Consider the following 12,659-nt stretch of genomic DNA (forward strand, 5'->3'; position numbering starts at 1 on the left):
GAAACTTCGACACGCTCATCGGCACCCCGGTCAGTTACCTGCTGAACCTGGCCGGGCTGGATACCAGAAGCCTTGATCGCCTGATCCTCGGTGGTCCCATGATGGGCTATACCCTGCAATCCGCCGAGGTACCCATTACCAAGACCAGCAACTGCGTCATCGCCGCCAGTGCCCGCGAGCTGCCGCCACCGCCGCCTGAGCAGCCCTGCATCCGCTGCGGCATGTGCGCTGAAGTATGCCCCATGGAGTTGCTGCCGCAACAACTGTTCTGGCACGCCAAAGCCCGTGAGTACGAAAAGGCCGAACACCTGAACCTGTTCGACTGCATCGAATGTGGCGCCTGCACCTACGTCTGCCCCAGCTCCATCCCGCTGGTGCAGTACTATCGGCACGCCAAGGGCGAGATCCGGGTGCAGCAGGCGGAGCAGCTCAAGGCAGACCGGGCCCGTGAGCGCTTCGAAGCGAGACAGGCACGGATTGAGCGGGAGCAACAGGAAAAAGAACTGCGGCGCAAGGAGCGGGCCCGGGCCGCCGCCGATGCCCAGGCCAGAAAACAGGCCGAAGCCGAACAGGCAGCCACCAGCACGGGTATCCCGGATCAAAGGGCCGACAAGGCCGCCATGGTGCAGCAGGCGCTGGCCCGCAAACAGGCCAAGTCCCGGAGTCAGCAGAACGCTGCAGCGCAATCCGCCCCGGCTACCGTAACAGCGCCGGAAACGCCTGTCGTGGATATCCCCGCGCTGGAAAAGCAGCTGGAACAGGCGAAGGCGAAACTGGATTCCATGCAGACCATGCTGGATGAAACCCGCACGGCAAACGCTGACAATCTGGATAAACTGGAGCGGGCCGTCGCCAAGAATGTCGATCGGGTTACACGGGCCCGGGACGCGCTGGACAACGCCCGACAGACCGCCGAACCCGGGACCACAGGTTGACGACACCCCTTATGGCACTCATTCAGCAATCCTCACCCCACACCCGGCATGCCAGGTCCACCTCCAGGATCATGCTCTGGGTTATGATCGCGGCACTGCCCGGGCTTGCCGCCCAGACCCTGTTTTTTGGCTGGGGCAACCTGATCAACGTGGTCTGGTGCATCGCCATCGCCATCGGCGCCGAAGCTGCTGTTCTCAGCCTGCGCAAAAAGCCCGTCGCTTTTTTTCTGAAGGACAATACCGCTGCAGTCACCGGCCTGTTGCTGGGCCTTTCGCTACCCCAGTTTACGCCCTGGTGGGTATCGGCCGTGGCCGTTATTTCCGCCATAGTGCTGGCCAAACAACTCTATGGCGGACTTGGCTCGAACCCGTTCAATCCGGCCATGGTGGGCTATGCCATTGCCCTGATTTCGTTCCCCGTGGCCATGACCACCAACTGGGCCGAAGCGAACATGCTGTGGAATGCGCCGGGGCTGATGGAAACCCTGCGGGCCATCGCCTCCGGTGGCCAAACCACTGTCGATGCCTGGACCATGGCAACGCCACTGGATGAATACAAGCATCAGATTGCATCCCGCACGGCGGCTGAGGTGCTGATCCACCCCACGTTTGGTGAGGGTGTCGCGAGGGGCTGGGAGTGGGTGAATGGGGCCTTTCTGGCCGGAGGACTGCTGCTGATCGCCCTCAGGATCATCACCTGGCACATCCCGGTCGCGCTGCTGGCCGGTCTCGGGTTGATGAGTCTCGCCTTCGGTACCAATGCCGACCTGTATGCACCCCTGAGCCTGCACCTGCTGGCCGGAGGCACCATGCTGGGGGCATTTTTCATTGCCACTGACCCGGTTTCTGCCGCCACCAGTCATCAGGGCAAACTCATTTACGGCGCCTGCATAGGGGCGCTGATCTACCTTATCCGGAGCTGGGGCAACTACCCGGATGCCGTTGCTTTCAGCGTGTTGCTGATGAACTTTGCGGTGCCCTTTATTGACCACTACACACCACCCCGCACCTACGGCCATCACAAGCCGCGGCGTGGCGTGCCCGGGAAGCAGGGGTAAACATGGCAGCCATGGTCCAGTCTATCCGTCGCAGTGCCATCGGCCTTGGCATGTTCGCCATTATCACCGGCGGCACCATTGCCATTACCCAGGTCGCCACCAGTGACAGGATTGAAGCCCAGGTTGCCCGGGCAGAAGCGGCGGCCCTGTTTGAAATCATCCCGGAACAAGACCACGATAACGACCTGTTGAACGATACCCTGCAACTGCCAGTCAGCAGCCGTTTCTCAGCCATGGCGGTTACGGCCTGGGTTGCCCGTCGTAACGGAGTACCCATCGGCCTGATCATTCCAACGGTCGCCCCCGACGGCTATTCCGGCGACATCCGGTTGCTGGTGGGTATTGATATGGATGGTGAGGTGCTGGGCGTGCGCGTGACCAGCCACCGGGAGACACCGGGCCTGGGCGACCGCATTGAACGCCGCAAGTCAGACTGGATCGAAGCCTTCAAGGGGACCTCACTGGAAAGCCCGGAAACGGGCGGCTGGACAGTGCGCAAAAACGGTGGCGAATTTGACCAGTTCACTGGCGCTACCATTACCCCGAGAGCCGTGGTCAAAGCCGTTCACCGGACCCTGATCTACTATCGCGAGAATCGTCAGAACATCCTTCTCGCAGCCAGCAAAACGGACGACTGATATGGTGACCAAATCGAACCGGGAGATTATCCGCGACGGCCTGTGGAGCAACAATCCGGCACTGGTGCAGGTGCTTGGCCTGTGCCCTCTGCTGGCGGTCACCAGCACAGTGGTCAACGCCATAGGCCTGGGCATCGCCACGCTGCTGGTGCTGATGGGCTCCAACCTGGCGGTGTCGGTAATCCGCAATTTCGTGAGCGACTCGGTGCGGTTGCCCGCCTTTGTGATGATCATCGCCTCGTTTGTCACCTGCGCCGAACTGCTGATGCAGGCATTTACCTATGAGCTTTATCAGATTCTGGGCATTTTCATCCCACTGATTGTCACCAACTGCGCCATTCTTGGTCGCGCTGATGCCTTTGCATCCAAAACCACACCGCTGCCCGCGCTGCTGGACGGCATCATGATGGGCCTGGGTTTTCTGGCCGTATTGATCGCCCTGGGTGCCATGCGGGAACTGATTGGTCAGGGCACCCTGTTTGCCGATATGCACCTGCTACTGGGTCCCGGGGCCGCGGACTGGGTAATACGCCCATTCGAGCAGTATCCGGACGTGCTGTTCATGGTACTGCCACCGGGAGCCTTTGTGGGCCTCGGCCTGCTCATCGCGTTCAAGAACGGAATTGATGCAAGACTGGACCAGCGCCGCCGGGCAAACATCACCCAGCCTGTAGTGGCAGGCAGCAAACGGGTCAGGGTCACCGGCAACGTATCCTGATCAGCGCTGGCCACCACTGACTTAACCGTTACGACCCATGGACAGCTAATGAACCGAGAAAAGCGCACCGAGATTTTCAGACGGCTACGGGACAACAACCCCACGCCCACTACCGAGCTGAACTACAGCACCCCTTTTGAACTGTTGATTGCCGTCATTCTCTCTGCCCAGGCCACCGATGTCGGGGTCAACAAGGCCACGGCCAGGCTCTACCCGGTCGCCAATACTCCGGAGGCCATTCTTGCCCTGGGCGTAGATGGCCTGAAGGAATACATCAAGACCATCGGCCTGTTCAACAGCAAAGCTGAGAACGTCATCAAAACCTGCCGGATACTGGTTGAGCAACACAACAGCCAGGTTCCTGACAACCGTGAAGCCCTGGAAGCCCTGCCCGGGGTCGGACGCAAGACCGCCAATGTGGTCCTTAATACCGCCTTCGGACAACCCGCCATGGCCGTGGACACTCACATCTTCCGGGTATCAAACCGTACCGGTATCGCCCCCGGCAAGAACGTACTGGAAGTGGAAAAACGGCTGGTGCGGCTGGTGCCCGGAGAATTCCTGCTGGACGCCCACCACTGGCTGATTCTGCACGGGCGCTATACCTGCGTCGCCCGAAAACCGAAATGCGGGTCCTGCCTGATCGAGGATCTTTGTGAATTCAAAGGTAAGCGGGAGTACCTGGACTAACCGGAGGTGCCCGGCGGGCAGGCTGCTCAGCCCACCGGGACAGTTCAGAGACGCGTGATCCCAACGATCCGGTCAGTTCCCCAGCATGGCCTCTTTCAGATTCTGCTGCGCCGGTTTGTCGCCCAGCCAGATACCAAAAAGTGCTTTCTTGAAGGTCAGGTCACCAACCAGTCCGGCTGACTCGCCGTTCTTCCGAACCTGGACGCCTTCCCCCGGCAGATACACCAGATCAAATACGTCACCTTCAGAAATCTCTTCTTCGAACACCTTCATGAAAGCATCCACGTCCGCCTGAATCGGTGCCAGGTCGCCGCCGGTGGCGTTCCGGAAACCGTCCATGGTGGCTTCCGTCATCCGCTCGCTGGTGATCATTCCGGAGGTGATATGCAGGGCTATCGCCTGCGGCTCGTCAGCATTCACAACGGCCGATGCGCTGCGGCCGGTCTGCTCAACATACAGCGCCGCCACATACAGCTTCATGAACCAGCGCGAGCGGGCGCCGGCGCCACTCAATGTCAGGCTGGAGTCACCTGCCGCCAATGTGTCCCTCACCTCCACACCGCCAATCGTCGCCGCCGAGGCAGAAAATGAGAACAAAACCAACATACACACCATCGCCACATAAACAGATCTGGCCATCATTATCTCCTGACATTTCATTTTTTATAGGGTCTTTCCGGCCGTATCTCACCGGACATCGGACCACCCTACCGGAATGCCCCCGCCAGACCCGGCAGACCCTCACAAACCAACAAAAAAGCCGGTGAGTCCTTCACCGGCTTTTCTGAACTTCAGATAATCAACCAACAACATGCAGACTGTATACCGGATTTCCGTTTCCGGAAAGTGTTATTTAAACAGCAAGGTACCGGTCAATCCTTCCTTCTCGAGAATTTCCCGCAGGCGCCGCAGGGCTTCAACCTGAATCTGCCTGACCCGCTCTCTGGTCAGGCCGATCTCCTGGCCCACCTCCTCCAGCGTACTTGTGGGATAACCCCGCAGGCCGAATCGCCGGGACAACACTTCCTGCTGTTTGTCACTGAGCTGATCAATCCACTTCTCGATGCAGGCGCACATATTGTTGTCCTGCAGCACGTCCGCAGGATCCGACGCGCCTTCATCCGCCACCGTGTCCAGCAGGGATTTCTCACCACCGGCGCCGATCGGCGTATCCATGGAGGCGACCCGCTCGTTCAGCCCCAGCATGCGTTTGACGTCAGCCACCGGTTTGTCCACCATCCGCGCGATTTCTTCTGCAGAGGGCTCATGGTCGAGCTTCTGGGTCAGCTCGCGAGCGGCGCGCAGGTACAGGTTCAGTTCCTTGACCACATGAATCGGCAAGCGGATGGTGCGGGTCTGATTCATGATGGCCCGCTCGATGGTCTGACGAATCCACCAGGTAGCGTAGGTCGAGAACCGGAAACCACGCTCGGGATCGAACTTCTCCACCGCCCGGATCAGTCCGAGGTTGCCCTCTTCGATCAGGTCCAGCAGAGTCAGCCCGCGATTCACATAGCGACGGGCAATCTTGACCACCAGGCGCAGGTTGCTTTCAATCATGCGCTTGCGGCCGGACTCCTCACCCCTGCGGGCAAGACGCGCAAAGTAAACTTCTTCCTGCGGCGTTAACAGTGGAGAAAAACCGATTTCGTTCAGGTAAAGCTGGGTGGCATTAAGCTGTTTGGGGGTGCCGAAATATCGGGATCGGGAGGTGAGTTCCTTGTCGCTGGTTGCTTCCGGTTCGGTAATGAATTCCGGATCAGCAACGGCCGTAGTGGTTTCCGTCTCATCTTCGTTTTCCTCTGCTTCTGCATCGGAAACACGATCAACTATAAGCTCTTCATGATCTGCTGACATAACTCTGGCCCCGCCTTTCAATGACCCTGTTAGCAGGTTCCGCCCGGGAGACAGAACCCCTGCGTTTGCTGTTCGCATTTTTTGTTTTTATTACTTCAACTTCATGACGCGAACACACGTGTGCTGTTTCGAATTGTTATTGATCAGGACATTTTCTTTACGGCCAGCCGTCACTGCGACTGACGTTATTATTGACTCAGGCCTTGAGGACCAGCTCGCGACAGAACCCGCTATCTCGATGGCAGATATGGCATCGGATCCACCGGATTGCCATTTCTGCGAATCTCAAAATGCAGCTTGTTGCTGTCCGTACCCGTACCACCCAGCTCGGCGATGGTCTGACCTGCTTTCACTTCCTCCCCTTCCTGCACCAGAATGCGACGGTTGTGCGCATACGCACTCAGGTAGTGCTCGTTGTGGTTGATGATAATCAGGTTACCGTAACCGAGAAGTCCCCCGCCTGCATACACCACATTCCCTGCTGCAGCGGCTTTCACCGGATCACCCGAATTTCCGGAAATATCAATACCTTTATTGATTTTTCCGGATGTTGAAAAATTTGCAATTACGGTGCCAACATGAGGCCACTGCCAGCGGATGTCGGAAACGGTCTGGGTCTGCTTCGCCAGTTCCACCGACCGGTCGGGCTGACTGGTCACCCGTGGTGCAGGCGCAGGTGTAGCCGCAGGCGTCGGGGGTGAGGTTGGCGAGCGGGTAGCCGGCCCACTGGAGGAGCGGGAAGGCGCCGTCTGGGGCGATCTTGTCGAGGCCGCAGTCTGGCGCGGTACCTCGCCCTTAAGGTCCAGCCTGAGCACCTGTCCGGCACGGATATTGAACGGGGGAGAGATACCGTTGGCGTTGCCCAGTTCGCGATAATCCCGACCATAGCGCCAGGCAATGCTGTAGAGCGTCTCGCCCTGCTTGACAACGTGACGCCCCCAGTAAACCGGGGGGTTGTATCGGCCGTCCAGGTGGATCGAGCGGGTATTGCAGCCGCTGATTCCGCCCACAACACTGAACACCAGGACCAGTAGCAAGCCACTGACCAGAAGACGCCTTCCGGCCCCGAAAGGACGGCTGCAGAAACCTTTAGCTGGCAGAAGCGCTTTATAGTTCACGGATATATAGACTGCTTTTTTATTTCGAAATTGTATTTAGTGTGCTCAATTCAGTGAGGTTTAGCCAGTAAATCGCTAATATATTGCACATTTTTTAGACAGCACCGGGTTACCACCAACGAACAATTGTTACCTATGGGAACATTCGGTCCCGCCTTTAGGTAACAGTCATCTCACTGCAAGCGTGATGGGCCCCTCACAACGAATGTGCACTGGCGGCCAGTTTTGCCTTGCGATCCTGGCGGCTAGCCCATCGTTCAGCGCACACTACCAGTGCCACACCGGTCAGCGTAGCGAATACCGCGATTCCGATCTGTGCCGGCTCTCCGGTCACTTCTGTGTACCTTGCCGGCAATACCGGCAGCAGATCCATCGGTACCGCTTCTCCGCTGCGGCTGGTACGCCAGGCAGTCACTTCCTGCCAGGGCCAGATACGATTCAGTGCGCCAATCATGAATCCGGTCAGCAGTACCATCACGGCATCATGCCAGCGACGCAGGGCCACACCGAGCACTCTGGCGAACAGCAGAATCCCGGAGACACAGCCACCGAAGAACAGTAGCAAGAATGAAACCTGGAACCCGGTCACGGCACTCAGAATATGTGCGTACATACCAATCACCAGGAGAATAAAACTGCCGGAGATACCGGGAAGTATCATGGCACAGATCGCCAGCGCTCCGGACCAGAAGAAGGTGAATGCGGAAGGGTCTATCTGTCCGGCAGACAGACTGGTCAGCCACCAGACGAAGACCGCACCCGTCACCAGAGGTAGCAGCTGCCACGCCCGCCATCGCTGCAACTGCTGCAGGATATGCCATACCGATGCCAGAATCAGACCAAAGAAGAAACTCCAGAGCGGCACCGGATAATGTTCCAGCCCAGAGGAGATCAGAGAGGCCAGAGCAACGATGGCCGTCAGAATTCCGCTCAGCAGGGTGATCAGAAAGGTGCCATCAATCTCATTCCAGAATCGCCGCCAGTGACCTGTGCGCAGCGAATGCCAGCAGGCCGAAGGAACCGCACTGATGGCGCCGAGCAGGCGAAAATAGATACCGGTAATAAACGCGATGGTTCCTCCGGAAACGCCGGGAACGATATCGGCCGCCCCCATTGCTATCCCCCGCAGGAATACCGCCAGATGCTGCTTCAACGGACCACCCCACCGAGCAAGGGCACAAAACGCACCGGTTCAATTTCCCGGGTATGGAAACTGTCACCTTCACGGGTCACCGTCACCAGCATCTGCTGGGTCTCGCCAACCGGGGCCACCAGAACACCCCCATCCGCAAGCTGTGCCAGCAGCTCGTCCGGGAGCACCTTCGGGGCTGCGGTGACAATAATACCGTCAAAGGGCGCCCGTTCGGGCCAACCCATTCCGCCATCGGCAAGTCGCAGCATCACATTTCGCGTCTTCAGCAGCTGCAATCGCTCCCGGGCCCGGTCCTGCAATGCCTTGATGCGCTCAACACTGAATACCATGTCGCAGAGCCTGGCCAGTATGGCGGTCTGGTAGCCGGAACCTGTGCCCAGCTCCAGCACCCGCTCCGGCTTGTGGGCCATGAGCAGTTCGGTCATGCGGGCGACGATATAGGGCTGCGACAGAGTCTGACCATAACCAATAGGCAAGGCCGTGTCTTCGTAAGCCCTGTGGGCAAGGGCTTCGTCCAGAAAAATGTGTCTTGGCACCTCCTCCAGTGCCGCCAGCACCTGTTCGTCCCGGATGCCGGCTTCCCGCAGGCGCTGAATCAGCCGCATCCGGGTTCTCCGTGAGGTCATGCCAATTCCATCAATAGCAGGCACCATCAGTCACTGGCCTCCACCCAGTCCCGCAACGATGACAGGGCATCGTGGCGGGTCATATCGGTATGCACAGGTGTCATCGACACATACCGCTGACTGACCGCATAAAAATCGGTGCCCGGCCCGGCATCACTGCCTTCACCGGCTGCACCGATCCAGTAGCGGGCCTTCCCTCGCGGACAGGTGACCGCCACGGCACCCTCCGCCCGGGCCCGGTGGCCAAGACGGGTAACCCGGTAACCGGCGATGTCTTCCCAGGGAACGTCCGGAACATTGACGTTAATGATGCAACGGGGTCCAAGATCCGGCCAGTTATCCCGCAAGATCAGCTCCCGAATCACCCGGGCCGCGGTTTCATAGTGAAAGTGGCCGTTGTTGGCCAGCGAAACCGCAATCGCCGGCATCCCCAGGTGTCGCCCTTCAGTGGCAGCAGCCACCGTACCTGAGTAGATGATGTCATCCCCCAGATTGGCGTGGGTGTTGATACCGGAAATTACCCGATCAAACGGCTCCTCGAACAGACCATTCACCGCCAGGTGAACGCAGTCCGTCGGGGTGCCGTCAACAGAATTGAAGCCGCCGGGATGCGCTTCAACCGTCAGCGGCCGGCTGAGGGTGAGTGAGTTACTGGCTCCGCTGTGATCGCGGTCTGGCGCAACCACTTCAAGGTCAGCAATATCTTTCAGTGCATCATAGAGGGCATGCAGGCCGGGAGAATGAACCCCGTCATCGTTGGACAGCAGAATACGCACAATTGATTCTCTCCAGTAGCGTCCGGGTGCAGTTGCAGGATCATGAACGGGATAATAGTGCCCGGTTTGGATCACAACTGCGAGTCATCGCCCGTTTCAAATACTTCGGCCAGCACGCTGGTGGCAAACTGGCCCGGCTTCAGGACAAAGCGCAGCTGCAGCACCCCCGGCTCGAGCCACTGCCAGTCAAGTTCTCGGGGCCTCATCTGCAAGGGGCGGCGTTCCGGCGCCATTCGGGTATCCGCAAAGACCGCAAGCAGCTCCGGTTGCTGTTCTGCCACCGCCTTTTCCAGCTCACCCTGTACACCAGTTGCCAAGGTGCCACCGTCGCCCCATAGCGGCCCGGTGGCAGTGTCCACCTCGGGCTCACCTTCCAGCGCACTGAACCAGCTGCACTGTTGAATACGTGTCGCCAGTACCTCATTAAACAGCCAGGAACGGGCTGCAGAAAACCACAGCCCGGCGTGGGGGCTGCGCCGGCGGCCACGCTTCGCCGGGCGTCCGGCGCCGCGTCCGGCTTGCGACTGACGGACCGCCTGCTCAAGATTACCACCATCAAATCCGAAACGCTGAGCGCCGAAATAATTGGGACAGCCATTTCGGACCAGTTCCTGCAGACGGGCATCGGTGATCGCAGGATCGGCAGTGATACCCCGCAGGGTAATCACAAACCGGTTGCCGCGGTGCTCACCGCGTCTCAGCTTGCGGATCTGCCGCACCGCCCGCAGCGCCGGCCAGCGGCTATTCACCTGTTCGATGAACGCCTCATCCTCCGCCGCCTGTCCCGGGCGCTGCACACTGAACCACTGGCGCGTTATTGCATGGCGATCCTTGAGCCCACAGTAGCCCACGCCCTTGTCGCCACATCCGGCCAGGCGGCCCAGTTCGGTGCCAACCCAGGCCGTGTTATCACCGGTCTTTTCAATCTCCAACAGCAGATGTTCACCACTGCCGGGCACCATCAGCGCTTCCCCCGCAGACCTGGCGGCTACGATATCAAGCGCTGCGTCTTCCGGATCAAACAATTCAGTGACCCGGAAATCCTCTGGAGTCTGCTTCAGTAATGCCGATCCCAGACGTTGCCCGGATGCCGTTGGCCAGTCCAGCCGCCAGCGACTCATGAATTCACCGGCGCCAGCAAGCAGATTGCCTGGGCGGCAATGCCCTCGCCACGGCCGGTAAAACCAAGCCGTTCCGTGGTGGTCGCCTTGACGCTGACACTATGGAGATCAACACCCAGATCTTCCGCAATATTATGACGCATCGTCGCAATATGGGGTGCCATCCGGGGGCTCTGGGCAATTACTGTGCTGTCCACATTGACCACCCGGAGACCCTGCTCCGCGACCCGGGCCATCACTGTCCGCAACAGGATCCGACTGTCGGCGCCAGCCCAGTCGGGACTGGTATCCGGGAAAAGATGTCCGATATCGCCCAGGGCTGCGGCGCCCAAGAGCGCATCCGCCAACGCATGCAGCAACACGTCACCATCCGAGTGAGCCTTGAGGCCCTGTGTGTGGGGAATGGTTACGCCACCGATAACGACATGGTCGCCGGACTCAAAAGCATGAACATCAAAACCCTGACCAATTCTCATCCAATGCTGCTCTTTAATGATTATTCTGAAGATTGCGCTGAAGACTCTTGTCCGGCAAGAATAAAAGCTGCCAGGTCAAGATCCCCGGGCGTCGTTACTTTTATGTTGTCACTGCGGCCTGCCACCAGTCTCGGCTGATAGCCCGACATTTCCAGGGCCGAGGACTCATCGGTTACGGCAGCTGACGCCAACCGGGCATCCTCAAGGGCTGCTTTCAATAGCCCGAAGCGGAACATTTGAGGGGTCATTGCCCGCCAGAACTGCCTGCGATCCGGGCTGTCAGCAACGCACCCTGTGTCAGCAACGGCCCTTTTCAGGGTGTCGGTAACCGGCGTCGCCAGCAGTCCGCCCACAGGCTCGTTCTTCAGGGTAGTTACCAGCCGCTGCAGATCGTCCGGATGCAGGCAGGGCCGGGCCACATCGTGGACCAGTACCCAGTCATCCCGGTCCGCCTCCGGGGCCAAGGCTTGCAGTGCCGCCAGTACCGAATCCGCACGTTCTTCCCCACCGATACAGGAGCGGATGCGGGCGTCCGCGGCGCTATCACTGGACGACCACCAGCAATCGTCCGGATGCAGGGGCACCATGCAGCCATCGAAAGCATAAGCGGCCAGCAAGCGCGAAAGCGTGACATCAAGAAGAAAGCGTTGCTGAATACGAAGGTACTGCTTGGGAACGGCGGATTGCATACGCTGACCGATACCGGCAGCAGGAACGATCAGCCAAAAACGGGGTATGGTCATAACACGGGATGCCGGTTTCAGGGCTCCACCACCAGAAAGAAGGTTTCATCGCGACGGATAAGCCCGAGGTTTTTCCGTGCTCTTTCCTCAACGGCGCCTTTTTCGCTGCGCAGGTTGGTGACCTCTGCGTACAGCGTTTCGTTGCGGGCAGAAAGTGTTGCGTTTTCACTGCGCTGCTCGGCGATGGTCTCGCTCAGGCTCCACACCTGGGCAAAGCTGCCCTCACCCACCCACAGGCGCACCTGCAGCAGGACAATAAGCACAACCATGACGGACCAGAGCACTTTCATCGGACGTTTCCGTTATTCCCTTCAAGTATCAGCGTTACAACACGCCGGGCCTTCCATCTTCTGTAAATCAATAACGGCCATTCAAACCCGCTAACCCACGCGCTTTGGCCACACCGTCATCCAGTGCTCCGGATGACCAGCGAAGACGGAGCTTTGCGGAAAACCAGCGCAAAGAGTAACGCAGGTTGGTCAACAAAGACCAGGAACACAAGCACGCCATCACCTCGCGGTGCACTGCGCCAGCGTTCCCGGAGTCTAGCCCAGGACAGTCCTGGTTGCGAACTCAGCCCTGGCCGTGGATCTCGGTGAGGCCACGATAAGGGGCGTTACCCGCCAGAGCTTCTTCAATGCGCAGCAACTGGTTGTATTTGGCAACCCGGTCAGAACGACACAGGGAGCCGGTCTTGATCTGGCCGGCACAGGTGGCGACCGCAAGATCGGCTATGGTGGTATCTTCAGT

General features: G+C 59.1%; 15 protein-coding genes and 1 pseudogene. 5 read left to right on the plus strand and 11 right to left on the minus strand.

Annotation, left to right across the window (positions count from 1 at the left end; genetic code table 11):
* The 5 genes from AAC035_RS11270 to nth form a co-directional block, all read left to right on the plus strand.
* Window positions 1-935 (plus strand): 4Fe-4S dicluster domain-containing protein (locus tag AAC035_RS11270; RefSeq protein ID WP_339804009.1); only part of this gene is annotated, 935 nt, incomplete at its 5' end.
* 11 nt (window positions 936-946) lie between these two features.
* A complete protein-coding gene (gene rsxD, locus AAC035_RS11275; RefSeq protein WP_339804047.1) occupies window positions 947-1,993 on the plus strand; it encodes an electron transport complex subunit RsxD in 1,047 nt (348 codons plus the stop codon).
* Window positions 1,994-1,995: 2 nt separating this feature from the next.
* On the plus strand, window positions 1,996-2,631 hold the full coding sequence (rsxG, locus tag AAC035_RS11280) for an electron transport complex subunit RsxG (RefSeq protein ID WP_339804012.1): 636 nt from the start codon (window positions 1,996-1,998) through the stop codon (window positions 2,629-2,631).
* A 1-nt stretch (window position 2,632) separates the two neighbouring features.
* Window positions 2,633-3,349 carry an electron transport complex subunit E gene (locus AAC035_RS11285; protein ID WP_339804014.1) on the plus strand — a complete coding sequence of 239 codons (717 nt, stop codon included), beginning with the start codon at window positions 2,633-2,635 and terminating at the stop codon, window positions 3,347-3,349.
* Window positions 3,350-3,397: 48 nt separating this feature from the next.
* Window positions 3,398-4,039 carry an endonuclease III gene (gene nth, locus AAC035_RS11290; RefSeq protein WP_339804017.1) on the plus strand — a complete coding sequence of 214 codons (642 nt, stop codon included), beginning with the start codon at window positions 3,398-3,400 and terminating at the stop codon, window positions 4,037-4,039.
* A 72-nt stretch (window positions 4,040-4,111) separates the two neighbouring features.
* Here the strand turns inward: nth and AAC035_RS11295 are convergent, their stop codons facing one another.
* The 11 genes and pseudogenes from AAC035_RS11295 to eno all read right to left on the minus strand — a co-directional run.
* Window positions 4,112-4,681, minus strand: coding sequence for a chalcone isomerase family protein (locus AAC035_RS11295; protein WP_339804020.1), 570 nt, complete (start codon window positions 4,679-4,681; stop codon window positions 4,112-4,114).
* 207 nt (window positions 4,682-4,888) lie between these two features.
* The gene (gene rpoS / locus AAC035_RS11300; protein WP_339804023.1) at window positions 4,889-5,896 is read right to left on the minus strand and encodes an RNA polymerase sigma factor RpoS; all 1,008 of its coding nucleotides are present in this window, start codon (window positions 5,894-5,896) and stop codon (window positions 4,889-4,891) included.
* 230 nt (window positions 5,897-6,126) lie between these two features.
* Window positions 6,127-6,945, minus strand: coding sequence for a peptidoglycan DD-metalloendopeptidase family protein (locus tag AAC035_RS11305; protein ID WP_339804049.1), 819 nt, complete (start codon window positions 6,943-6,945; stop codon window positions 6,127-6,129).
* 265 nt (window positions 6,946-7,210) lie between these two features.
* Window positions 7,211-8,167, minus strand: a complete 957-nt coding sequence (locus AAC035_RS11310) for a DUF368 domain-containing protein (RefSeq protein ID WP_339804025.1) — start codon at window positions 8,165-8,167, stop codon at window positions 7,211-7,213.
* Window positions 8,164-8,820 carry a protein-L-isoaspartate(D-aspartate) O-methyltransferase gene (locus AAC035_RS11315; RefSeq protein ID WP_339804028.1) on the minus strand — a complete coding sequence of 219 codons (657 nt, stop codon included), beginning with the start codon at window positions 8,818-8,820 and terminating at the stop codon, window positions 8,164-8,166. The genes AAC035_RS11310 and AAC035_RS11315 overlap by 4 nt, the downstream gene beginning before the upstream one ends.
* The gene (gene surE, locus AAC035_RS11320; RefSeq protein ID WP_339804031.1) at window positions 8,820-9,569 is read right to left on the minus strand and encodes a 5'/3'-nucleotidase SurE; all 750 of its coding nucleotides are present in this window, start codon (window positions 9,567-9,569) and stop codon (window positions 8,820-8,822) included. The genes AAC035_RS11315 and surE overlap by 1 nt, the downstream gene beginning before the upstream one ends.
* Window positions 9,570-9,640: 71 nt before the next feature.
* The gene (locus AAC035_RS11325; protein WP_339804034.1) at window positions 9,641-10,690 is read right to left on the minus strand and encodes a tRNA pseudouridine(13) synthase TruD; all 1,050 of its coding nucleotides are present in this window, start codon (window positions 10,688-10,690) and stop codon (window positions 9,641-9,643) included.
* On the minus strand, window positions 10,687-11,166 hold the full coding sequence (gene ispF, locus AAC035_RS11330) for a 2-C-methyl-D-erythritol 2,4-cyclodiphosphate synthase (RefSeq protein ID WP_339804038.1): 480 nt from the start codon (window positions 11,164-11,166) through the stop codon (window positions 10,687-10,689). Before ispF ends, AAC035_RS11325 begins: the two co-directional genes overlap by 4 nt.
* A gap of 20 nt (window positions 11,167-11,186) precedes the next feature.
* A complete protein-coding gene (ispD, locus tag AAC035_RS11335; protein ID WP_339804041.1) occupies window positions 11,187-11,909 on the minus strand; it encodes a 2-C-methyl-D-erythritol 4-phosphate cytidylyltransferase in 723 nt (240 codons plus the stop codon).
* A 17-nt stretch (window positions 11,910-11,926) separates the two neighbouring features.
* Window positions 11,927-12,199, minus strand: coding sequence for a septum formation initiator family protein (locus AAC035_RS11340; RefSeq protein ID WP_339804044.1), 273 nt, complete (start codon window positions 12,197-12,199; stop codon window positions 11,927-11,929).
* A 283-nt stretch (window positions 12,200-12,482) separates the two neighbouring features.
* Window positions 12,483-12,659, minus strand: a pseudogene (eno, locus tag AAC035_RS11345) (phosphopyruvate hydratase); the annotation flags it as partial.

The sequence above is a fragment of the uncultured Marinobacter sp. genome, assembly GCF_963974375.1.
GTDB lineage: Bacteria > Pseudomonadota > Gammaproteobacteria > Pseudomonadales > Oleiphilaceae > Marinobacter.